Below are 21,643 nucleotides of genomic sequence, written 5' to 3' on the forward strand. Positions count from 1 at the left end.
CTCACTTCGCCCCCATGAACTTGAGGACGTTCAGGATCTCGTCATAGAACGCCTGCCTGTCACCTTCGCGGTACAGCTCCTCCAGGATGCGGCCATCCTTGATGAAGATGGCGCGCGTGCAGAAGCATGCGGTCTTGGCATCGTGCGTGACGACGATGGTGGAGGTGCCACGCGATGCGTTGAGGTCCGCGAAGATGTGCATGACGCTCTCGGCAGCAGCCGAGTCGAGGTTGCCCGTGGGCTCGTCGGCCAGGAGGAGGTGCGGGTTGTGGATGATGGCGCGGGCGATGGCGGCGCGCTGGGCCTGGCCTCCCGACACCTCGTACGTCCGCTTGTCGAGGACCTCCCCTATGCCAAGGCTCTTGGCGATGCTCTCTGCCACGGTATTCATGCGTGCGGGCGGGATGCGGCGCATCATGAGCGGGAGCATGATGTTCTCGCGGATGGTCAGCGTGTCCACCAGGTTGAAGTCCTGGAAGACGAAGCCGAGCTCGTTGCGGCGGAACTCGGCGGCCTCGGACTCGCTCAGATGCGAGATGTCGCGTCCGCCGATGCGGATCTCGCCCGAGCTGAGCGGGAGGATGCCGGATATGAGGTTGAGCAGCGTGGACTTCCCCGATCCCGAGGCGCCCATGATGGCGATGAACTCGCCCTCCTCCATCCTCATGGACAGGTCGTTCACGGCACGCACCTGCACGTTGGTGCCGTATATCTTGCTTGCATGGTCAATGGTGAGGATCGTCATGATTGGTCTCCCTTCTGATCCGATGCAAGAAGCGTACGGAACGGGACGTGGCGCTGCCATCGAATGACGTGACAAAAGATGACGGGTCCTGTCACCTTTACGATGTCACCTTTACGGCTGCCGATGCGACGGCATGACAGCGACCTCGCGCGCACCCAAGGGCCGTCAGAGCGTGATGCTCACGCGGGTTCCGCGGCCAACCTCTGACTCCACCTCGATGTGGTGCCCAAGCCCATCGAGCACGCGCTTTGCCACGTAGAGTCCGATGCCTGACGACTGGTCGTGGTCGCGTCCGTTGCTCCCCGTGAAGTACAGGTCGAAGATGCGCGGCAGGTCACGCTTGCGGATGCCGATGCCGTGGTCCGTGATGTGCAGGGTCACGCCGTCCGCCGTTGCCTCTGCCCCCACCTCGACCGTGGACCCCACATCCGAGTACTTCACGGCGTTGTGCAGTGCCTGCTCGACCACGAACGCGAGCCACTTGCCGTCGGTGCGCACGTGCAGCGACGCGTCCACGCTCGACGTCGGGAACACCTCCCTCTGCACGAAGAGGCGGCGATCCTTCGCGATGACGCCATCGACCAGGTCCTTGAGCGAGACCTCCTCGACGGCGAGGTCCGATGCGAGCCGGTCCATGCGCACGAGGCCCAGGATCAGGTCGAGCTGCCCCTGCAGACGGTCGAGCTCGCACAGCGCGTCGAACGAGTCGGTGCGCCCGGGATCCTTCTGCACCATCAGGCGCAGGACGCTCACCGGCGTCTTCATCTGGTGCACCCACTGCATGACGTGCGTCCGCCAGCGGAGCATCGCGTCGTCCCGCTCGTTCAGGCGACGCTGGTAGCTTCGATACGCGTCGCGGCTGCGTACGATGTACGCCTCGGCCACGGGGTCGGTGCTGTGCCGGTCGATCAGGGACTCCATGTCATCGAGGTCCCCCTCGAGGCTCTCGTAGAGGGCGCGCTTGCGCAGGAACCTCACAGTGAGGAACACGACGAGCACGAAGGTCGAGACGAGGAGGAAGTACGCGACGCCGCCCGCCGTGGCGAACCCCTGGGCAAAGTGGAACGCGAGCGCGAGCGTCACGGACTCGAAGGCGAACAGGGCGATGACGTCGAGATGGTCCCTCAGGAAGAGCCTCATGACCGGTCCCTGCCGATGATGAGCCGGTAGCCCACGCTGCGCACGACCCTGATCTCGACGGGGATGTTGGCCTCGGCGAAGCGGTCGCGCAGGCGGCGGATGTTGACGTTCAGGGTGTTGGTCTCCACGAAGCCCTCCCCGTCCCAGGCGGCCATGTACAGGTCGCCGCGACGTGCCGTCTGCGGGTAGGACCTCAGCAGGCATTCGAAGAGGCTCGCCTCGATGGCGGAGAGCTCGACCGAGACGCCGTGGTACTCGGCCTTGAGGAGCCCCGGGAAGAAGGCGAGCCCATCGCGCTCGATGGATGCCACCTCCGATGTGGCGGGCGCGAGCTCCCCGTAGTTGCGCCGCAGCTGCGCCTGGACCTTGGCGAGCAGCACGTCGAGGTCGAAGGGCTTCGTCACGTAGTCGTCGGCGCCGGCCTCCATGCCCCGCACCTGGTCGGAGGCGGCATCGCGCGCCGATACCATGACGATGGGGACGCGAGAGGACTCGCGGATGCGCCGGCACCAGAAGAAGCCGTCATACCTCGGCAGGTTCACGTCGAGCAGGATGAGCGCGGGGTCGATGGTGCGGGCCTGGGCGTCGATGTCATCGAACGACTCCGCGACGCGACATGCGTAGCGGTAGCGTTCCAGCAGGCCGGAGACCTGCCGTGCGAGGGCGGTGTCGTCTTCTACGATGAGGATGGGGCGCATCGGCAGGCCTTTCGTTCGCTTGACCCGTTAATTCTCGCCGGTGCGCGGGCATTGGGCAAGGGTTAACCAGGGGCGCGGTTGACGGGTGGAGACGAGCGATGCTATTAGGAAACGCTTAAATGTTATGCGAAATATAAGAATACAGATGACTTAGAAACATGCGACAGCTCAGACGGTGAAGATGTGAGCAAGTAACATATCAGAAGGGGCGAGGTCCTCATGCCAACGGAGAAGAGCCCCCTCTGGTGGTGGCATGACGGCGGTTGGACCGGTCGGCATGCCGCATCGCAGGACCTTGGGCGTAGGTGCCACCATGTTCGTCGGGAAAAGGAGTGTGCTGGGTCCATCCCAACTCTCGAAATAGTGAGAGCACATCATATTCCCTGTCTGCTTTGCACTCTGTCCAGTTAGGAATGAGGTTCTACGGACAAGGGAGGAGGACGTCGTGGAATTGCATGATGTACGGTCCATATCTGAACTCGAAAGACTGTATCGGTCGCAGCGTGAACAGCTGAGTATGGGAGTGCGGGAGAAGCACAGACGTCAGGAGGAGCTTCTAGAGCAGACATACCGCATGGACGCCACTGGCCGTCGCACTGAGGACGATCTGTACTACACCATGAGGAACCTTTCCGGCGACACAGCCGTCGAGCTGGGACAGACACTATGGAAGATAGAGATGGAAGGTGCGGCGGCAAGGCGGAGCATGCAGTCCGAGATCGTCAGTCTCGAGGAAGAGGAGGTGGCTGACCGGAGGAGCATCGATCGTCTGGATGACGAGTACGCCCTTAGGAAGCGCGCGCTTTTCAGATCTGAGGAAGGGCGCTGAGGTCGTGACGTTGTGGCAGGTTCTATAGGTGTATGGGCTAGCGCAGTGTCGCACGAGAGCCACGCGTCGAGAAACGGAGCCTTGGGGAGAAAGGTGAGCAGTCATGTGCGGAGGAATCAACTCGAATGGCGTGTCAGCTGACGATGTGGCATCGACCTTGCGAAATAGTCTCGGTGACTACCTCGACTTTTCCCTGCAGAACCTGGGGGAGGGCGGCAGTGATGGCAGCGGTCTGGGAGATGGTGCCGTCGCGGCCCCTGTGTCGGGGAACGCTGATCATGATGCCCTCAATGGAACAGTGACCGATGCCCTGCACGCATGGAGCGATTTGATTGATGCCGATGCCGGGGCGGTTGTTGACGCGGCCTCCGTATTCGAGGATGTCGATGCGCAGGCGGCAGCCCGCATGCTTGGCGTGGACAGCGGATAAGACGGAGGCGGCCACATGAACAAGATAGGTTCGGCATGACCAATCTGGTGCTGTCGTAGGTTGATGGGGGTCTCTCAATGGGAGATGGAATAAGAATTGATAAGAACGAGTTCAACAATCGCCTAAACACCGAGATCAATGCGCTGAATGATGAATCATCCAAGGCTGAGAAGCAGGTTGACACCATGGCAAACTTCTCTCCCGAGGGCTTTGGCCTGACTGGCGATGGGTACCAGGCATTTCGTGATCTTGTGAACGGTAGGGCGACCATAGCGAAGGCGCACTACGTGTTCTTCCAGCGGATTATTGCTGCCGATGAGGCAAACCGTGGTGCGATGACGCAGGTCAAGGATTTTGCGGATGACAACACGGTTAATACTGCCAGGTGTCAGCAACGCATAGATGATGCTCGAAGCGAGATAACAAGCATCAACGGGGAGCGGTCGCAAGCTTTGAGTACGTCTGGAGGCGGTACTACCGGCAGCAATTTTGGAGATTCGCAGCTACAGGCTACAGAAGATTACTACCAAGGGCTTATCGACGCTCAGAATCAAATTATCCAAGCCAACCAGGAGGCCATCGATAGCGTGGCGACATACCAGACGGCTGTGAATGAGATGTATGGAGAGGCCGAGACGCTTGCCAACAGTATGCTACAAGCGGCAACCAATGCCATAGCGAATCGCATCTCCAATGGTAGCTATGGGGATATGTCGTGGGCCGATGGCCAGGATGGCCGCTACAGCAACGTGAACGATGCATATGATGCAGCACAGATTCGAGCTGACCTCATGCCAAACGGGGAGATCAATGCCGATAAGGTCAGGGAGTTGTTCGGCAAGGACAATCTCACGGATGCCGAGAAACGGGCATTGGGGATGATTTATGCAGATCTCATTTCAAGGGCCCAAGCCGGCGACAATGGACCGCTCAACGCATTCTTGAATCTTGGGTATCAACAGACAGGTCAGGATATAAGCCATGATGTAATGCCACCATATAGTGGAATCAGCGGTGCGACAACATATACAGCAACCTTTACACAGCTTCCTGGTTTCAAAATTGCGCTTGCTAGCTGGGCAGATGATAGCTATTTGCCTGTTGGTATCCCGAGGGACAGAATAAATTCCTGTGACGCTACTGCCATGGCACTTATAATGAGTCCCGCCTATACCAGGTCCGCTGAATATGATGCCATGTATGAACAGGCCCCGCACTTTGATTCGAATATCCAGGTCTACTTCTCAAAGTATACGCCAACCCACAAACAGCAGGATAAAGCTATACCTGATTCTTTTCATTTGGAGACAATCGCGTTTGGCAATGACTACGAGTCGCATGCCACATATGATTCGAGTCCTGATGTCAATGCCGATGAAATGTCAGTCTATCTCGCTGAGCAGGGACTTGAAGATCCGAAGGATAAGGCTATTGCCAAAGCGGGCAAGGGAATTTTTTCAGGGATTACGGGCTTTGGTTTTCCTGTTGATGCCCAGTCTTCAGCGGATAGTATCTTAAGCGCTCTTGGCAAGGGGGTATCCAGTACGAGTATGGCAGGAATAGGTCTCACTTTTGCCAAGGCGGGTGTAGATGGGCTGGCAGAATATTATAAGACCCAGGATGCCAATAAGGAACTTATCACTATCGGAAATGTGAATGATCTTTCCACAGACGCTGACGTAACCTTCCGTGACGGTGCTCATGGTGGTAGGGGTGGCGTCGTGGCCAATGGTGATGGCGTAGCTGTACAGGCTGGCTCGCCAACGCAGGAACAGCAGCGTGCGTATGCGAAGGCATGGGAACAATATGAGGCATGGGCAGAGGATCATTCTCAGCCTGACCCCTCCAATCCTGGTAGTTCCAAGCCAGATAAAACATATACGGACTGGCTCAACGACGCGGCCCCTGGTTCCTCGGAGAACAACATGCAAAAGATATGGGACGACGTGAAGAACGGCGGATGATGAGGCTGGGCAAGAAGCACGATGTCGTTCTCTGCCCTTCAGGATGCGTTGGGTTTCCTGATTGAGAGCATCCCATATGCTTACCACCTTCCGCTCGTCAGACAGAGTCGCAAACGGCCCCGATGCGGTCACGGAGATATCCAACGCCTATAATGACGGATCGTCACTATTGTTATCGGATTCTCCAAGGTGGCGCGACGGACAGGGACGCTTGAGTGCGGACGCGTGCGCTCGCGGTGCGATGCCCTTGTCACCGTGCGGCAGCGTGAGCACTGCGGGATCCGACTACCATGGAAAGGAAGCGTCATGATGATAGGCACCAGTACAAGGCACGCGAGGATCGGCAGGCTGGTGGCCACCCTTGCCGCGCTTCTCCCGCTTGCGTTCGTCGTCGTCCTTCTCGCGGGCTGCCACTCCTCCAAGTCGTACTCGTTCAACGTCTCCACGGGCGACAGCATCAAGGTCGAGCTGGACACGTCGAAGGGCGGGCTCGACCTTCAGACGAGCGACGACAATTCCAAGTTCACGATCGCGAAGGACGGTGACACGGAGACCCAGGGGCTCTTTGCCGAGGAGAGTGCGTACGACCACTACCAGGAGCTGGGCAAGCGCTCTGCTGGCGGCACCAGTGACTACCAGGCGGGCACGACCAAGGACGGCAACGAGTACTTCTCGTATACGGTCAATGGCAACGAGTGGGACTACTTCATCAAGGTCAAGGACTCGCACACGGTGATCGTGCTGACCAACACCGTCTCGCAGGAGTCCGCCCAGGAGGCGTTCGAGCAGTTGAGCCTCTCCTTGGACAAGTAGCTGCACGACGCACCTAGTGTCTGCGGTCGTTCGGTCGCTTGGCGGGTCGTGTGGGTGCGATTTGCTTCCCTGTGGGTGCCAATCGATTCGTGTGGGTGCCTTTCTCCCGGAGTCGTCTCCAGCGACCTGCTGTTTTGTGGGCCGTCTGCGGGAGAAAGGCACCCACACGCAGCGAAAGGCACCCACATGGCGTCGTTATGGTGCACGAAACGTACGTCGCCGCGCGTCGGTCTACGCCCGCCGCCTGGCCTCGATCGCCGCGGCCAAAAGGTCCGCGTCCAGGGGCGACGGCACCAGCCTGCCGCGCTCGTGCTGGGACCCCTCGGTGCCGCGCGCCAGCACGCAGACCACCACGTGTGTGGGGTCGTCCGCCGCAAGGTCTACGGCACGCCGCACGGCCTCGGCACGGTCGGGCACGATCTCGTAGGGCGTTCCCGCGGGCGTGGACGCCGCCATCTCGCGGCAGATGTCTTCCACGCGCTCGAACCCGGGATCATCCTTCGTGAAGATGAGCCGGTCGGTCCAGCGGGCCGCCTCGGCGGGCAGCTCGCGGCGGCGTTCCACGGCCTTGTCGCCCGTGGCGCCGAACACCGCGATGACCTTGCATCCCGGGAACTCCTGTCGCACGGCCGGGAAGAGGCGCGAGAAGGCCATCTTGTTGTGGGCGAAGTCCACGATGCCCGTGAGGCCCAGCTCGGGCGCGTCCACGATCTCCATGCGGCCGGGCACACGCGTGCGTGCGAGTCCCCGCACGGTCTCGTCGGCCGGGATGCCCAGGTACTCGGCGCAGCATATGGCCGCCAGGGCGTTCTCCACGTTGAACGAGCCGGGCATGCCGAGCTCGGCCTTGCCCTCCCAGCTGGGGGTATGCACCCAGAAGTGCAGGTGACCAAACGAGGGTTCGACGTCCCGCGCCCACACGTCCGCATCGCGCCCCCTCAGGGAGAAGGTCAGGAGCCTCTCGCAGCCGTGCGCCGCCGCAAGGATGCGCTCCACGTGGTCGGCATCCAGGTTGACTACGGCGCGCCGCGCCTGCTCGAAGATGCGCAGCTTGCTGGAGAAATAGTCCTCGAACGTGGGGTGCTCGAGCGGCGAGATGTGGTCCTCGCCGATGTTGGTGAACGCGGCCACGTCCAGCCTGAGGCAGTCGACGCGATGGTACTTGAGCGCCTGGCTGGAGACCTCCATCACGGCATAGCGCAGCCCGGCATCGCGCATGGTGGCGAGGTGCCGCCACAGGTCGGGCGCCTCGGGCGTCGTGTTGACGGACTCGCCGCTCCCGACGCCGTCGATGGTCTCGATGGAGCCGATGAGCCCCACGCCCTGGGCGGGCGGCGTCGCACCGCACACCCTTGTGGCCACGTGCTCCGCCAGGATGGCACGCAGCAGGTAGGCCGTTGTGGACTTGCCCTTGGTGCCCGTGAGCCCCACTACCGTGAGCGCGCGGTCGGGGTGGCCCCAAGCCTCCGCGGAGGCGACGGCCATGGCACGGCGGAGCCGGTCATCGGGCGCGGCGAGGGCGGGCACGCCGGGCGCGGCGGCCGCCAGCTCGTTCGCATGCGACTCGTCGCACAGGTAGGCGCAGGCGCCCGCCTCGAGCGCCTTGGTGAGGTACGCGGTCTTGAACTGGGTGCCCTTGCACACGAAGAGATGCCCCGGACGGATGACGCGGGAGTCGCAGTCGGCACCCGTCAGCGCCAGCGCCCGCTCCTCGGCGGAGAGCGCCGTGCGCGGTGTCGCAAGCCCCTCGTCCGCCAGCTGGCGTGCCAGGTCGCCCAGCGTCGTGTGAGTCCGTGCCATCTCACCCATGGACGGCCCTCCCGCTATCGCAGCGCCACGAGCGTGCGGGCAGCCTCGCACCAGCCGTCGACGGACGGCGCGCTGGACACCCAGGCGTTGCCTGCGGTGGCAAGTGCGGCCTGCACCTTGGGGTTCCTGATGCCGTTGCTCATGATGAGGAAGGTGCCCACATACGGTGCCATCGTGCAGTCCGCCGACGAGTCGCCGCAGGCCATGACCTCGGCGGGATCCCAGCCCATGAGCTCGATATAGCGCTGGAGCGCCGTGCCCTTGTCCAGCCCGCGCGGGTTGAGGTGATAGGTGTGGACGTCCTCCACCGTGCCGTCCTCGAAGGCGGGCAGGATGGTCGGGCCCGTTATGGTGGTCACGAGGCCGTTGTCCACCAGCTCGAGGGGTAGGCTCGTCTCGTCGAGCATGGCCTGCGCCTCGTCCTCCACCACGGCGCCGCGCAGCGCCACGGACACCTCGCGATACTGGTAGCCGATGCCGTTGTCGTTGTAGAGCTCCAGCGAGTCGAACCAGCGCGCGAGCAGGCGGTCCACGATGCCCGTCTCCATGATCAGGTCGTGGGGCGTCAGATCGCAGTCGGGATCGTAGGGCATCTCGGCCGTGAAGTACTCCCACGTTGCGTTGGCCCCCTCGTGCGTGCACAGGACGCCGCCCATCTCGCCGATCCAGCTGGTGAGGCCCAGCATGCGCGCATCCTCGCGGATCATGGCACGGTTGCGGCCCGAGCAGGGTGTGACGTCGATGTCCGCCTCCCTGAGCGTCACGAGCGTCTGGGGCAGCTCGAACGAGGGCTGGCGATCGGCGTTGGTCAGGGCGGTGCCATGGCTGACCATGGTGTTGTCCAGGTCGGTCACGATGTGGCGCACCCTGCCCAGCTGCTGGCGGAGGTCGTCGGGCAGCGCGCTCGAGGAGCGGGGGAACGTGGGAAGCGAGAGTGCGGGCATAGGGGTCCTTTCCTGAGGGGCCAGGGAACCAGGTGCGTGGCGAACGTCACAACCTTTCTTATAGTACGACACCGTGCCCCTGCGGGCCTTCGTGCGGACCTGGCGAGGGGCTGTGATACACTCCATCTGCACGGGCGGTTGGCGCAGCGGCGAGCGCAGGTGCCTTACACGCACAAGGTCGGGGGTTCGAATCCCTCACCGCCCACCACGTTCACCCATCCGGACGTCACGGCCGTGGCGTCCTTTTTTCAAAGCGAGGAGCCCATGCCAACCAGCCCAGACGCCTCCGGACGATGCGAGCGCAGCCGTGGTCGCGCGGCGGACGAGCTGCGCCCCGTCACGCTTACCCCTGGCGTGATGAAGAACGCCGATGGCTCGTGCCTGGCAGCGTTCGGCGACACGCGCGTGCTGTGCAGCGCCACGGTGGAGGAGGGCGTCCCCGCGTGGCGAAGGGGCCAGCGCGCCGGCTGGGTGACGGCCGAGTACGCCATGCTGCCCGCCTCGACCAACCGCCGCAGCCCGCGCGAGCATGCCAAGCGCAAGGGTCGCTCCATGGAGATCGAGCGGCTCGTGGGACGCAGCCTGCGCGCCGTGGTGAACCTGCGAAGGCTGGGGGAGCTCACCATCATCTGCGACTGCGACGTCATCCAAGCGGATGGCGGTACGCGGACCGCGGCCATCACCGGGGCATGGGTGGCCCTGCACGACGCCGTGGCGGCGCTGCTCGAGCAGGGCGCGCTCAAGCGCAGCCCGCTCACGGGACAGGTGGCGGCCATCTCCATGGGGTACGTGGGCGGCGAGGCGCTGCTCGACTTGGACTATCCCGAGGACTCCCATGCCGAGGTGGACATGAACCTCGTGGGCTGCGAGGACGACCGGATCGTGGAGGTGCAGGGCACCGGCGAGCGCGCGACGCTGGGTCGCCCCCAGCTCGACGTCCTGCTCGACCTGGGACAAGAGGGCATCCGCCAGCTGCTGGGGCTGCAGCGTCAGGCGGTCGGGCACGAGGGCGAGCGGGCACTCGGCGGACGATAGGGCATAGGACCAAGGAGCATCCATGGCACACGTCGACATCAACGAGCTCGACCCCGCGCACACCGTGGTGGTGGCCACGGGCAACGCGCACAAGGTGACGGAGATAGAGGCCATCATCACGCCCGTGATGGAGGGCGTGCGCTTCGTTGCCCTCGGCGAACTGGGCGACTATCCCGATCCGGTCGAGGACGGCGAGACCTTCCACGACAACGCCCTTATCAAGGCGCGTGCCGCGCTGGACGCGACGGGTCTCGTCATGGCCGTCGCCGACGACTCGGGCCTCTGCGTGGACGCGCTCGACGGCGCGCCGGGAATCCACTCCGCGCGTTGGGCGGGCGAGCATGGCAACGACGGCGCCAACAACGAGAAGCTCCTGCGCGAGCTGGCCGACGTTCCCCCGGAGGGCCGCGGCGCGCACTTCCACTCGTCCATCGTCCTCGTCGAGCGCGACGAGGACGGCGAGGAGGTGCTGTCTGGCGAGGGGGACTGCCTCGGTTCCATTGGCTTTGCGCCCGTGGGCACGAACGGCTTTGGCTACGACCCACTGTTCCATCCCGACGACACGCCCGGCAAGGCCATGGCCGAGCTTTTGCCGGCGGAGAAGAACGCCATCAGCCACCGCTTCCACGCGCTGCAGGACCTCGCGGCCAAGCTGTAGGCGCCAAGACGTTGTGACACCTCAGGCAGCGACGCCCCCCACGGGGTTGCCTTCCCGCTGTGCGGCGCCCTCGCCAAGCGGCGCGCCTCGGTAGGCTCGTGCCTGGAGTCCTGCGCGTTCCCGGTGCTTCGGTATGGCGCCAGCCCTCCCCGGGCATGTCACGCCCGTACTTCCGTGAAGAGACTCGGGAGGATGACCATGTACCTGGAGAACGTGAACTCCCCCGAGGACGTCAAGAGGCTCGACGCCACTGGCCTCAAGGGCCTGGCCGACGAGCTGCGCTCCGCCCTGCTCGTGCGGCCAGCAAGCATGGCGGCCACTTTGGCCCCAACTTTGGCCTCATCGAGGCGACCGTCGCCCTGCACGTCGTGTTCGACTCGCCGCGCGACCACGACCTCCTCGAGGTGGGCCACGCCTCCACGTCGGTGAGCCTGGCGCTGGGCCTGGCCAAGGCCCGCGACCTGGCGGGCGGCACCGAGAACGTCATCGCCGTCATCGGCGACGGCTCCCTCTCTGGCGGCGAGGCGCTCGAGGCCTTGGACGTTGCCGGCGGCGAGCTGAACAGCAGTCTCATCATCGTGTTCAACGACAACCAGATGTCCATCGCGGAGAACCATGGCGGCATCTCTCGCCGCATGGTGCGGCACTGCCTGTTGCCGCTCCGGGAAGACCGATACGTGGTCCCACCCTTCCAAAGTGCGCACGCAATGCATCTCATATGCATTCCGCGCGGCGTTTGCCCAGTTGGAGGCTTCCAGAATCCCATTGCGTGCGCACTTTGAGCGACATCTCTCAAGTACAAGCCCCCTGTCCGTCACTCCCGGGACTTGAGTCTGCGAGCGACGGGACCTATGCTTACGTCAACAGGTCCTACGGGCCAGGGAGGAGGGCTCATGCGGTACGTAGCGTTCGGTACGCGAAGGGTGAAGGTGTCTGAGGTCATCCTGGGTCTCATGCGCATCGGCGAGATGACGCCCACTCAGGTGGCGGAACTGGTGCAGACGGGCTTGGACGCAGGTGTCAACGCGCTCGACACCGCCGACATCTATGGGGATGGCCTATGCGAGGAGATCCTGGGCGACACCTTTGCCGCCAACCGTGGCCTGCGCGATCGCGTATGGCTGCAGACCAAGGTGGGCATCCGCCGTCACGAGGATCCCACGTTCACGTACTTCGACTTCTCCAAGGAGCACATCATCGAGGGCGTGAATGCAAGCCTCAAGCGCCTCCAGACCGATCACGTCGACTCGCTGCTGCTGCACCGCCCCGACGTCCTCATGGTGCCCGAGGAGGTCGCCGATGCCTTTCAGACCCTGCACGACCAGGGCAAGGTCCTCGACTTTGGCGTCTCCAACCAGAATCCCGCGTTGATGGGGCGCCTGCAGCACTACATCGGATTTCCGCTTGTCGTCAACCAGGTGCAGCTGTCCGTGGCATTCGCGCCCGCGTTCGAGGGCGCGTTCAACGTCAACATGGAGAACGACGCCTCGCCCATGCGCGACGGGGGCATCTTCGAGTATGCCTGCCTGCACGACCAGGTCATCCAGGCATGGTCGGTCATGCAGCACGGCTACTTCCAGGGCGTCTTTTTGGGCGATCCCTCCTATGCCGCGCTCAACGAGAGCCTCGAGCGCATCGCCGGCGAGCATGACACCAGCCCCACGGCCGTGGCCATCGCCTGGGTCCTGCGCCATCCGGCAAAGATGCAGGCCGTCATCGGTACCACCAAGCCCGAGCGCGTGCGGCTCTCGGCGGCTGCCTGCGACTTCGAGCTTACGCGCGAGGAGTGGTACGAGCTCTATCTCGCGGCGGGCCGCCAGCTGCCGTAGGCCTTGGGGGTACCGGTCAGGCCGAAGATAGTCGTCACGGACGGAGGCAGGATGGCGGACCATATCATCGACGAGGCCATCGACTATGCAAGCAGGCCGTTCGAGGAGGATGCGAGCGGCCACGACCTCGGACACTCCCTGCGTGTATGGAGAGGTGCCATGCTCATCGCGAGGAATGAGCCTTCGAGCGATGCCTTTGTGGTGGCGCTGGCGGCCATCCTGCATGACGTCGACGACCACAAGCTCTTCCTGACGAGGGGCAACGCAAACGCCCGCGCGTTTCTCGATGGGGTGCAGGTGGACCCGGACAAGGTCGAGCGCATCTGCGAGGCCATCAACTCTGTGTCGTTCAGCCAGAACAGGGGGAGAAGGCCGAGCACCATCGAGGGGAAGATCGTTCAGGACGCCGATCGGCTTGACGCCATCGGTGCCATCGGGATTGCCAGGGCATTCGCGTACGGCGGCGCACATGGCAGGGGCATGGAGTCCTCCGTTCGGCACTTTCACGAAAAGCTCCTGCTGCTGGTGGACGAAATGAACACCGACATGGGCAGGAAGCTCGCGGAGTCGCGCCACGCCTTCCTTCTGGCATTCCTGGACGAGTTCTCGGAGGAGATGAGCCTCACCGTCTGAGCGTGCCTCCTACCAATTGCACGGTGCATCGAGCCTCGTGAACGCGGGGAGGGGGGACCTGGTCGATCAGGAGGCCCTGTGCGAGGGGCTGGACGCGGGCCATCTTGCGGGTGCGGCGCTCGACGTGACCACCCCGGAGCCGCTGCCCGAGGGCTCCCGCCTGTGGAGCACGAGGAACCTCGTCGTGACGCCGCATGTGGGTGGCTTCTTCCATCTCCCCGTCACCAGGGAGTATGTGGTGCGCATCGCCCTGGACAACGTCGCCCGCTACAGGGATGGACGGCCCCTGCGCAACGTCGTCGCACGGTAGGTGTCCCGCGCCTGCGTGATGGCGGGGCTACCTCCCCTGTGCCTCGGTGCTGATGTCGGAGTCCAGGGCCACCTGGAACGTGTAGTTGGGATAGCGGCGCTTGAGGATGCCCCTGACCTTGTCGATGACCTCCTCGCGATCCGGCGCGTCAAAGCTCACCACGAGGTCGAAGCGGATGGACTTGGCCTCCTCGTCCACGTAGAAGCCATGGACCTCGAGCACGTTGTCGTTGGCGTACGCGATGTCGTAGACGTCGTGGCGGATCTTGGTGGCCAGGGCACCGCCCTCGTTGCGGGCGTAGATGCCCACCGTGTGCAGCACGACGCCGCACTCGCGGTAGACCTTGTTCTCGATCGTGCGTGTGAGCTCGTCGATCTGGTTGGCCGTCAGCTCGTCGGGCACCTCGATGTGCACGCTGCCCCAGAGCGTGTCGGGGCCATAGTCCTCGAGCAGGAGGTCGTAGGCGCCGTCGACGCCGTTGACGGACGCGACCGTTTGCTTGACCGTACGCGTGAGGTCGGCATCGACGCGCTCGCCGATGATCTTCGAGAGCACCTCGCGCAGGATGTCCACGCCCGCCTTGATGATGACGATGGCGATGACCAGGCCCAACCACGCCTCCAGGCTCACGCCCGTGAAGACGAAGACGAGCGCCGCGACCAGCGTGGCCGCGGAGAGGATGGAGTCCGTGAGGGCATCGGTGCCCGAGGCCACGAGCGAGCCGGAGTTGATGCGGCGGCCGACCCCGCGCGTGTAGAGGCCCAGCACGACCTTGGCCACCACGGCCACGGCGACGACCACGAGCGTCATTGCACCGTAGTCGGGCAGCTCCGGGGAGAGGATGCGCTGGATGGACTCGGTTGCGGCGGTGATGCCCGCCCACAGCACGATGACGGCGATGATGACCGTCGTGAGGTACTCGACGCGCCCGTAGCCAAAGGGGTGCTTGCGATCGGGCTGCCTGCCGGCAAGCTTGGTGCCCACGATGGTGATGATGGACGACGCGGCATCCGACAGGTTGTTGACGGCGTCGAGCACGATGGCGATGGAGTTTGCGATCAGGCCAAACGTCGCCTTGAAGGTCGCGAGCAGGAGGTTTGCCACGATGCCGACGACGCTCACGCGCACGACCTGCGCGCCGCGCGACGCGGCGCCCTCCTCGATGATGCGGCCGTCGACCTTCTCGGTCGTGACCCCCACGGCATTCCCTTGCGTTCCGGTCATTGTCCTCTCCCTATGGTGCCGCCCACCGATGGCGTCGTGCCGGGTGGCGCCGCATCCCAGAAGCCATCCTCGTATCGCGGGACGCTGCCCCGCGTGTCCAGGGTAGTTCTATACCCGCTCTGCAGGCCCGTCCTGCTGCGGGAGGCGGCGGCATCCCGAATTCATACATGCATGCGGCCCAGCGCTGCGAGGCCGACAAGGCGGGCCCCTCGCGCTGCCCTGGTTTGGGAAGCTGAACTATGCGGCTCTGGGCATCGCGCTGTTCACGACGACGCGACGGGACATGGAGACGCTCCGGAGTACAAGGCTCTGCGAGGCGTGCGCACCTGGAGGGTGCTCCCGACAATTTCGCTGGTCAGCAGCCACGTCATCATGAAACGCCCCGCCGCGCACCTGCGCCAGGGCGTTTGGGCACCCAGGGCGAGAAATGCAGCGGAATTGCGTAGATGCCCTCTCATGGCGCGACAAAGTGTTTGTCTGACTATACTCAGCGCCAGCACGTGATTCCAAGCACGTCGTTCGTGTACTGATCATTCGAGTAGTAAGGACATGCGCGTGCGTTACATATCCGAGAAGTACCTGTCTGGGTCACGGAACTTCAAGGGTGAGATCACCCATCTCAGCCTCAACTACAAGGAGAACTTCAACTGGGCCTATGACATCGTGGACGACATCGCCACGGTCGAGCCCGACCGGCCCGCGATGGTCTGGGCAAACCCCGAGGGCGAGGAGCACCGCTTCTCGTTCGCCGACATCAAGTACTGGTCCGACAAGACAGCCAACTTCCTCATGAGCCAGGGCATCCACAAGGGGGACATGGTCCTGGTCATCCTCAGGCGCCACTACCAGTTCTGGTTCACCGCGGTGGCGCTGCACAAGATCGGCGCGGTCCTGGTGCCCGCCACCTTCATGCTGCGCGGGCGCGACATGGAGTACCGTCTCAGGGCCGCGGGCATCAAGGCGTGCATCGTGACGGACAAGGGGGACGTGGCCGGCATCGTGGATGGCGTGGCCGATGGCTGCCCCGACCTCAAGGTGCGCATGATCGTCAATGGCGGTGGTGCCGGCATGGGCAACGGTGGTCGACCGAGCGATAGGGACGCCTGGCTCTCCGACCCCGACCACGTCTGCGAGCTGGCCAGCAAGCGGCCGGGATGGGTGGACTTCAACACGGGTGTCCGTGCGGCGGCAAGCAGCTGGGAGCGCGTGCCCATGAGCGTGCACGAGCCCTTCATCATGTACTTCTCGTCCGGCACCTCGGGCGAGCCCAAGATGGTGCTGCACAACGGCACCTATGCGCTGGCCCATACCGTGACGGCCAAGCTCTGGCACAACGTCACGGGCGATGGCGGCCTGCACTTCACCATCGCGGACACGGGCTGGGGCAAGGCCGTATGGGGCAAGTTCTACGGGTCCTGGACCATGGAGACGGCCGTCCTCACCTACGACTTCGATCGCTTCCACGCGGACGAGATCCTCGATCTCATCCCGCGCTACCGCGTGACCACGCTGTGCTGCCCGCCCACGATGTACCGCCTCATGAAGCGGACGGACTTCGGCACGCACGACCTCTCGTCGCTCAAGTACTGCACGACGGCGGGCGAGGCGCTCAACCCCGACCTCTTCTACTTCTGGCTGGAACGCACGGGGCTCTCCATCTACGAGGGCTTCGGCCAGACCGAGACGCCCCTCACCGTCGCCAACCTCAACAACTCCACGCTGCGTCCCGGCTCCATGGGGAAGGTCGTGCCGCTGTTTGACGTGCGCGTGCTGCGTTCCGACGGCACCGAGTGCGACGAGGACGAGACGGGCGAGATCTGCATCCGCTACGACCACAACGACCCGCCCGCGGGCGTCCTGATGGAGTACTACCGCAATCCCGAGAAGACCCACGAGACCATCCACGGTGGCTGGTATCACACGGGTGACACCGCGCGCAGGGACGGCGACGGCTACCTCTGGTACGTGGGCCGCATCGACGATGTCATCAACTCGTCGGGCTACCGCATCGGGCCGACGGAGATCGAGAGCATCCTGCTCCGGCGTCCCGAGGTGCGCGAATGTGCCGTCACGGGCGTGCCCGACAAGGTGCGCGGCCTGGCCGTGAAGGCGTCCGTCGTGCTCGTTGAGGGCGTCGAGGGCAGCGAGGCCCTCACCAGGGAGCTGCAGGACTACGTCAAGGGCGAGACGGCCCCCTACAAGTACCCGCGCATCATCGACTATGTGGACGAGCTGCCCAAGACCGTCAACGGCAAGATCAGACGCGCCGAGATCCGCGAGCGTGACGAACGGTCCGCGCAGAGGGGTCTGCTCTAGGCGCGGACGGGTGTCGGGCTCCTTGCTCGGAGAGGCGCGCCCTCCCCTGGTCCCATGGAAAAACAGTGTTACAATAAGCCGCGTACGGCAGAGTAGGATGATGCGGGGATGCGAAGGGGAGGTGGGCCATGCGCAGGACGGCCGAGGAGAGCGCGGGCGTGCGGCAGCGGCTCATCGCCGCGGCGGCACGCGAGTTTGCCCAGCTCGGCTACGAGCGGGCGTCGCTGCGCCACATCTGTGCGAAGGCGCGCACCTCGACCGGCTCGCTCTACTCGCTCTTCGGCAGCAAGGAGGAGCTGTTCCGCAGCGTGCTCGAGCCCGTGACGGGCCACCTCCTCGCGGTGCTCGCCCGCCATCACGCCGCAGAGCTCTCCGTGGACTGGACGAGCGGGCTTTCCGACCCAGTGTTTTCCGTCGAGGAGGACCTCAGGGCTGTCGCAGCGGTGTACGACACCATCGAGGGATGTCCCGACGTGAGGGACATCCTCCTCAACAACCGCAAGCAGCCGCCCGTGCGGGACTTCTTCGACCAGGTGGCGGACATGCTGGCCACCCATATGCGGAGCCTCGTGGGACGGGAGGCCCTGCGGGAAACCCCCTACGTGGGCGTGGACGACTACCTCTGCCACTGGATGTCGCACCAGCAGATCGACATGATCATCCACCTCCTCACGCACCCCCTCGACCACGAGGAGGCCCTGCGTGAGATCGATGCGATGGTGCGCTTCGATCGCGGTGGCGTCTTCGCGCTCATCGTGCGCGCCGAGCGCTCGGCTGCCGGTGGGGAAAGGGGGCCGGAGGGGACGGTCGCGCCCCCGGGGGAGGGGGTGCGCCACGCATAGGATGGACCTGGGGCCTCCGCGGCCCCTTTTTCGTAACGAATTGAAAACACTGTTATAAAAAACCTTTGAGAGGGGACGCGACGTGAGAAGACGTGAGACGGAACGGCCAGAGACGGCAACGGTGGGCGAAGGGGACGCCTTCGTCGAGGTGAGCGACCTGACCAAGGGCTACGGGGAGGGGGACGGCCACACGCAGGTGCTGCGTGGGCTCTCGCTGAGCGTGGACGAGGGAAGCAGCTGCGTCATCCTGGGCGCCTCGGGCTCGGGCAAGTCGACGCTGCTCAACCTCATCGGTGGTCTCGACACTGCCGACGCGGGCTCCATCCGCGTCGCGGGGCGCGAGGTCAGCGCGCTTGCGCCCAGGCGGCTCGTCGACTACCGCCGCGAGCTTCTGGGCTTCGTGTTCCAGCTCTACAACCTCGTTCCCACCCTCACGGTGCGCGAGAACGTCCAGGTGTGCGCCAACCTCTCCGACGACCCGCTCGACCTCGACGACCTCCTGGACACGCTCGGGCTCGTGGCGCACGCCGACAGGTTCCCCGGCCAGCTCTCGGGCGGCCAGCAGCAGCGCTGTGCCATCGGCAGGGCCCTCGTCAAGAACCCCCGACTGCTGCTGTGCGACGAGCCCACCGGTGCGCTCGACTCGCACACTGCCCACGAGATCCTCGCGCTGCTCGAGGACGTCAACAGGCGCCTCGGCACCACGATGCTCGTCGTGACCCACAACGAGGGCATCTGTCCCATGGCGGACATGGTCGTGCGCATCCGCGATGGCAGCATCGTCGACGCCCGCCACAACGCCCATAAGGTTCCTGCCCGTAAGCTCGAGCTCTAGGAGGCTGAGATGTGGAGGATTCTTCTGAGACGCGCCCTGCGCGAGCTGCGCGCGAACTGGTTGCGCAACGCGGCGCTTCTGCTTCTGACGGCGCTTGCGATGCTCGTCGTCGTGGGCATCGTCTCCACCGCCGTGGGGGCCACCCAGAGCATCGAGGAGAGCGCGCGGTCTCACGGGGTGGAGGACGGCGAGTTCACGACCCTCGTGCCGCTCACGAATGACGAGCTCGCCGCCGTGCGTGCGCGGGGCGTCACGGTCGAGGAGGCGCCCTCCCTCGACTTCTCGCAGGACGATGGCTCGACGCTGCGCGTGATGGCCAACCGGTCGCAGGTGGACACCGTCGCCGTGAGCGAGGGGAGGGTGGCCGACGCCCCCGGCGAGGTGCTCCTCGAACGCCTCTACGCCACGTCGCGCGGCATCTCCGTCGGTGACGTGATCAAGGTCGGGGGACAGGAGCTCACGGTCGTGGGCATAGGGACGAGCCCCGACTACGACCTGTGCATGGCGAGCATGGCCGACCTGGTGGCCGATCCCTCGACCTTCGGCTGTGCCTTCGTCACGGGCAGGCAGTATGCCAGTTTGCGTGACGCCGGTCAGGCCCAAAGTGCCGAGGAGACCCGCTACCTCTTCCGCCTCCCGTCCGACGTCTCCGTCGAGTCCCTGCGGGACCAGGTCCGCGACTTCAAGGCGTCCCTGGACCAGGCGGGCGACCCCGCCTTCGCGGCCTACCTGGATGAGCGCCTTGCCGAACGTCGCAGGATCGAGGATGCGATGAGGCAGTTCGTGGAGGCCGCCGATGGGCTCGACGAGGGCATCGGGCGGCTGGGCGGCTCCTCCCCCGCGCTCGCACGGGTCCTGTCCTCCGTCATCGATGGTGCGTCACGGCTCGACGATGCGGCCCACGGCTTCCAGGACACGTTGGGCGAGCAGCTTGACGAGCACTTCCCGCTCGAGGTGGACAACGTCACGAGCTTCGTCAAGGCCTCTGACAATCCCCGGATCGGAATCTCCGTCGACGACGTGAGCATCAGCATGTATGCCGGCCTGCTTGCCGGCGTGATCGTGCTCGTCCTCATTGCCTACGTGATCTCGGTCTTCACCGTGCACAGCATCGACCGCGCGTCGATGACGATAGGCGCGCTCGTCTCGCTGGGTGTGGGACGGCGCCGGATCATGGTGAGCTACGCCCTGGTTCCCACCCTCATCTGCCTGGTGGGAGGCATCCTCGGCACGGTGGTGAGCTTCTTTCCGCAGTGGCAGGAACTCATGCTGGGGCCGACGCTCACGTACTACTCCACCCCGCCCATCACCGCGGGGCCGACCATCCCTCTCCTGCTCTATGGCATCGCCCTGCCTGCTGCCCTGGCGCTCGTCGTGAACCTCCTGGTCATCGGGAGGCGCCTCGCGCGCCCCGTGCTCTCGCTGCTCAGGGACGATCCGGTACGGGTCCGTGCGGCGCGCGTGCGCCTGCGCGAGCGGGGCTTCACGCGCACGTTCCGCATCCGACAGCTGCTGCGCGAGCGGCGCAGCGTCGCGGCGGTTCTGGTGGGCATGTTCGTGAGCCTTCTGCTGCTGTTCATGGGACTCGACGCCTACACCCTCAGCGCCAACGTCTCGCACAAGGCCGTGGAGGACACCCGCTACGAGTACCTCTACCAGTATCGCTATCCCACCATGGTGGCCCCCACCGACGGCTGGGAGGCGGATCTCGCCTCCCTCAGCCGCTCGTCCATGGGGTACGACCTGAGCGTCACGCTCGTCGGCCTCACCGAGGGCGACCCCTTCTTCGGTAGCTTCGAGGCGAAGGGCACCGACGAGGTGGCGGTCTCGTCGGCCGTGGCCACGCGCTACCGCGTGAGGGTGGGCGACGAGCTCGTGCTCTATGACCGTGCCGACGACAAGGCCTACGCCTTCACCGTGAGCGACGTCGTGCCCTACTCGGCGGGCCTGTTCTGCTTCATGCACATAGACGACATGCGCGAGCTGCTCGGCGAGGAGGATGGGCAGTACAATGCCGTCTTCGCCGACCATGCGCTCGACATCGATCCCGACCGCCTGCTCGCGACCACGAGCCGTGATGACGTGTCCAAGAGCTCGGGCGTGTTCATGGACACGATGGCGCCGCTCATAGGCGTGCTGATAGTCTCGTCGGCGTTCATCTTCGTCATCGTCCTCTATCAGATGACGAAGGTCATGGTGGACCGCTCGGCCCAGGGCATCGCGCTCATGAGGCTGTTTGGCTACCGCGACCGGGAGATCCGCAGGCTCTACCTCGATGGCAACCTCGTGGTGGTGGCGCTGGGCGCGCTCGTGCTGATCCCCGTGGCCAAGCTGCTCATGGACGCGTGCTACCCCTATCTCGTGGCAAACGTGGCAGTCGAGCTCGACGTGGCGTGGCCCTGGTGGTTCTATCCCGCCACGTATGCGGGCATCATGGCCTGCTACCTCACGGTGCGCACGGCGCTGCTGCGCCGGGTGGGCAGGATACGTGCCGTCGACGTCCTGCAGCACAGGGAATAGGGGACGGTGCGGCGGTGCGACAGGTCCCGTGGTGGCGGGACCCGGAATCGTCCTTCGGGCCCCGCCACC

The 21,643-nt window shown here is 64.6% G+C and carries 20 protein-coding genes and 1 tRNA gene; 15 read left to right on the forward strand and 6 right to left on the reverse strand.

Annotated elements, in window-relative coordinates; translation table 11 throughout:
* Position 1 precedes the first annotated feature (1 nt).
* The 3 genes from J2S71_RS04695 to J2S71_RS04705 all read right to left on the reverse strand — a co-directional run bounded on the left by J2S71_RS04695 (position 2) and on the right by J2S71_RS04705 (position 2,583).
* Positions 2 to 745 carry an ABC transporter ATP-binding protein gene (locus J2S71_RS04695; protein WP_307389129.1) on the reverse strand — a complete coding sequence of 248 codons (744 nt, stop codon included), beginning with the start codon at positions 743 to 745 and terminating at the stop codon, positions 2 to 4.
* Positions 746 to 910: 165 nt separating this feature from the next.
* Positions 911 to 1,885 (reverse strand): sensor histidine kinase, encoded by a 975-nt coding sequence (locus J2S71_RS04700; RefSeq protein WP_021727245.1) that lies wholly within the window; start codon positions 1,883 to 1,885, stop codon positions 911 to 913.
* Positions 1,882 to 2,583, reverse strand: a complete 702-nt coding sequence (locus tag J2S71_RS04705) for a response regulator transcription factor (protein ID WP_307389132.1) — start codon at positions 2,581 to 2,583, stop codon at positions 1,882 to 1,884. The genes J2S71_RS04700 and J2S71_RS04705 overlap by 4 nt, the downstream gene beginning before the upstream one ends.
* A 445-nt stretch (positions 2,584 to 3,028) precedes the next feature.
* Here J2S71_RS04705 and J2S71_RS04710 point away from each other — a divergent pair, with 445 nt between their 5' ends.
* The 4 genes from J2S71_RS04710 to J2S71_RS04725 all read left to right on the forward strand — a co-directional run bounded on the left by J2S71_RS04710 (position 3,029) and on the right by J2S71_RS04725 (position 6,619).
* The gene (locus tag J2S71_RS04710; RefSeq protein ID WP_040652448.1) at positions 3,029 to 3,412 is read left to right on the forward strand and encodes a hypothetical protein; all 384 of its coding nucleotides are present in this window, start codon (positions 3,029 to 3,031) and stop codon (positions 3,410 to 3,412) included.
* Positions 3,413 to 3,515: 103 nt separating this feature from the next.
* The gene (locus tag J2S71_RS04715; RefSeq protein WP_307389136.1) at positions 3,516 to 3,842 is read left to right on the forward strand and encodes a hypothetical protein; all 327 of its coding nucleotides are present in this window, start codon (positions 3,516 to 3,518) and stop codon (positions 3,840 to 3,842) included.
* A 77-nt stretch (positions 3,843 to 3,919) separates the two neighbouring features.
* Positions 3,920 to 5,806, forward strand: a complete 1,887-nt coding sequence (locus J2S71_RS04720) for a hypothetical protein (RefSeq protein ID WP_307389137.1) — start codon at positions 3,920 to 3,922, stop codon at positions 5,804 to 5,806.
* Between the two features lie 306 nt (positions 5,807 to 6,112).
* Positions 6,113 to 6,619: a hypothetical protein gene (locus J2S71_RS04725; RefSeq protein WP_021727206.1), complete on the forward strand. Its 507-nt coding sequence runs from the start codon at positions 6,113 to 6,115 to the stop codon at positions 6,617 to 6,619.
* A 231-nt stretch (positions 6,620 to 6,850) separates the two neighbouring features.
* Here the strand turns inward: J2S71_RS04725 and J2S71_RS04730 are convergent, their stop codons facing one another.
* On the reverse strand, positions 6,851 to 8,428 hold the full coding sequence (locus tag J2S71_RS04730) for a Mur ligase family protein (protein WP_021727260.1): 1,578 nt from the start codon (positions 8,426 to 8,428) through the stop codon (positions 6,851 to 6,853).
* Positions 8,429 to 8,442: 14 nt separating this feature from the next.
* Positions 8,443 to 9,372, reverse strand: a complete 930-nt coding sequence (locus J2S71_RS04735; protein ID WP_307389141.1) for an HAD hydrolase family protein — start codon at positions 9,370 to 9,372, stop codon at positions 8,443 to 8,445.
* Positions 9,373 to 9,504: 132 nt separating this feature from the next.
* On the opposite strand from J2S71_RS04735, the gene J2S71_RS04740 reads away from it, so the two are divergent.
* The 7 genes from J2S71_RS04740 to J2S71_RS04770 all read left to right on the forward strand — a co-directional run bounded on the left by J2S71_RS04740 (position 9,505) and on the right by J2S71_RS04770 (position 13,837).
* Positions 9,505 to 9,580, forward strand: a tRNA-Val gene (locus J2S71_RS04740).
* Between the two features lie 56 nt (positions 9,581 to 9,636).
* The gene (rph, locus tag J2S71_RS04745) at positions 9,637 to 10,407 is read left to right on the forward strand and encodes a ribonuclease PH (protein ID WP_307389143.1); all 771 of its coding nucleotides are present in this window, start codon (positions 9,637 to 9,639) and stop codon (positions 10,405 to 10,407) included.
* A 22-nt stretch (positions 10,408 to 10,429) separates the two neighbouring features.
* Positions 10,430 to 11,065: an RdgB/HAM1 family non-canonical purine NTP pyrophosphatase gene (gene rdgB, locus J2S71_RS04750; RefSeq protein WP_021727244.1), complete on the forward strand. Its 636-nt coding sequence runs from the start codon at positions 10,430 to 10,432 to the stop codon at positions 11,063 to 11,065.
* 155 nt (positions 11,066 to 11,220) lie between these two features.
* A complete protein-coding gene (locus J2S71_RS04755) occupies positions 11,221 to 11,847 on the forward strand; it encodes a 1-deoxy-D-xylulose-5-phosphate synthase N-terminal domain-containing protein (protein ID WP_370873207.1) in 627 nt (208 codons plus the stop codon).
* 111 nt (positions 11,848 to 11,958) lie between these two features.
* Complete coding sequence (locus J2S71_RS04760; RefSeq protein WP_307389146.1) at positions 11,959 to 12,894, forward strand: aldo/keto reductase; 936 nt, start codon at positions 11,959 to 11,961, stop codon at positions 12,892 to 12,894.
* Positions 12,895 to 12,945: 51 nt separating this feature from the next.
* The gene (locus J2S71_RS04765) at positions 12,946 to 13,527 is read left to right on the forward strand and encodes an HD domain-containing protein (protein WP_307389149.1); all 582 of its coding nucleotides are present in this window, start codon (positions 12,946 to 12,948) and stop codon (positions 13,525 to 13,527) included.
* A 37-nt stretch (positions 13,528 to 13,564) separates the two neighbouring features.
* Entirely contained in the window at positions 13,565 to 13,837 is a 273-nt protein-coding gene (locus tag J2S71_RS04770) for an NAD(P)-dependent oxidoreductase (protein ID WP_198009686.1), read from the forward strand.
* A gap of 27 nt (positions 13,838 to 13,864) precedes the next feature.
* On the opposite strand, the gene J2S71_RS04775 is transcribed toward J2S71_RS04770, so the two are convergent.
* Positions 13,865 to 15,061, reverse strand: a complete 1,197-nt coding sequence (locus J2S71_RS04775; RefSeq protein ID WP_307389152.1) for a cation diffusion facilitator family transporter — start codon at positions 15,059 to 15,061, stop codon at positions 13,865 to 13,867.
* Between the two features lie 555 nt (positions 15,062 to 15,616).
* Here J2S71_RS04775 and J2S71_RS04780 point away from each other — a divergent pair.
* The 4 genes from J2S71_RS04780 to J2S71_RS04795 all read left to right on the forward strand — a co-directional run bounded on the left by J2S71_RS04780 (position 15,617) and on the right by J2S71_RS04795 (position 21,574).
* Positions 15,617 to 17,377, forward strand: coding sequence for an AMP-binding protein (locus J2S71_RS04780; protein ID WP_307389154.1), 1,761 nt, complete (start codon positions 15,617 to 15,619; stop codon positions 17,375 to 17,377).
* A gap of 128 nt (positions 17,378 to 17,505) precedes the next feature.
* Positions 17,506 to 18,219, forward strand: coding sequence for a TetR/AcrR family transcriptional regulator (locus J2S71_RS04785; protein WP_307389156.1), 714 nt, complete (start codon positions 17,506 to 17,508; stop codon positions 18,217 to 18,219).
* 82 nt (positions 18,220 to 18,301) lie between these two features.
* On the forward strand, positions 18,302 to 19,054 hold the full coding sequence (locus tag J2S71_RS04790; protein WP_307389158.1) for an ABC transporter ATP-binding protein: 753 nt from the start codon (positions 18,302 to 18,304) through the stop codon (positions 19,052 to 19,054).
* A 9-nt stretch (positions 19,055 to 19,063) separates the two neighbouring features.
* Entirely contained in the window at positions 19,064 to 21,574 is a 2,511-nt protein-coding gene (locus J2S71_RS04795) for an ABC transporter permease (protein ID WP_307389160.1), read from the forward strand.
* Positions 21,575 to 21,643: the final 69 nt, after the last annotated feature.

This window comes from Olsenella profusa DSM 13989, assembly GCF_030811115.1.
In the GTDB taxonomy this organism is placed as follows: domain Bacteria; phylum Actinomycetota; class Coriobacteriia; order Coriobacteriales; family Atopobiaceae; genus Olsenella_F; species Olsenella_F profusa.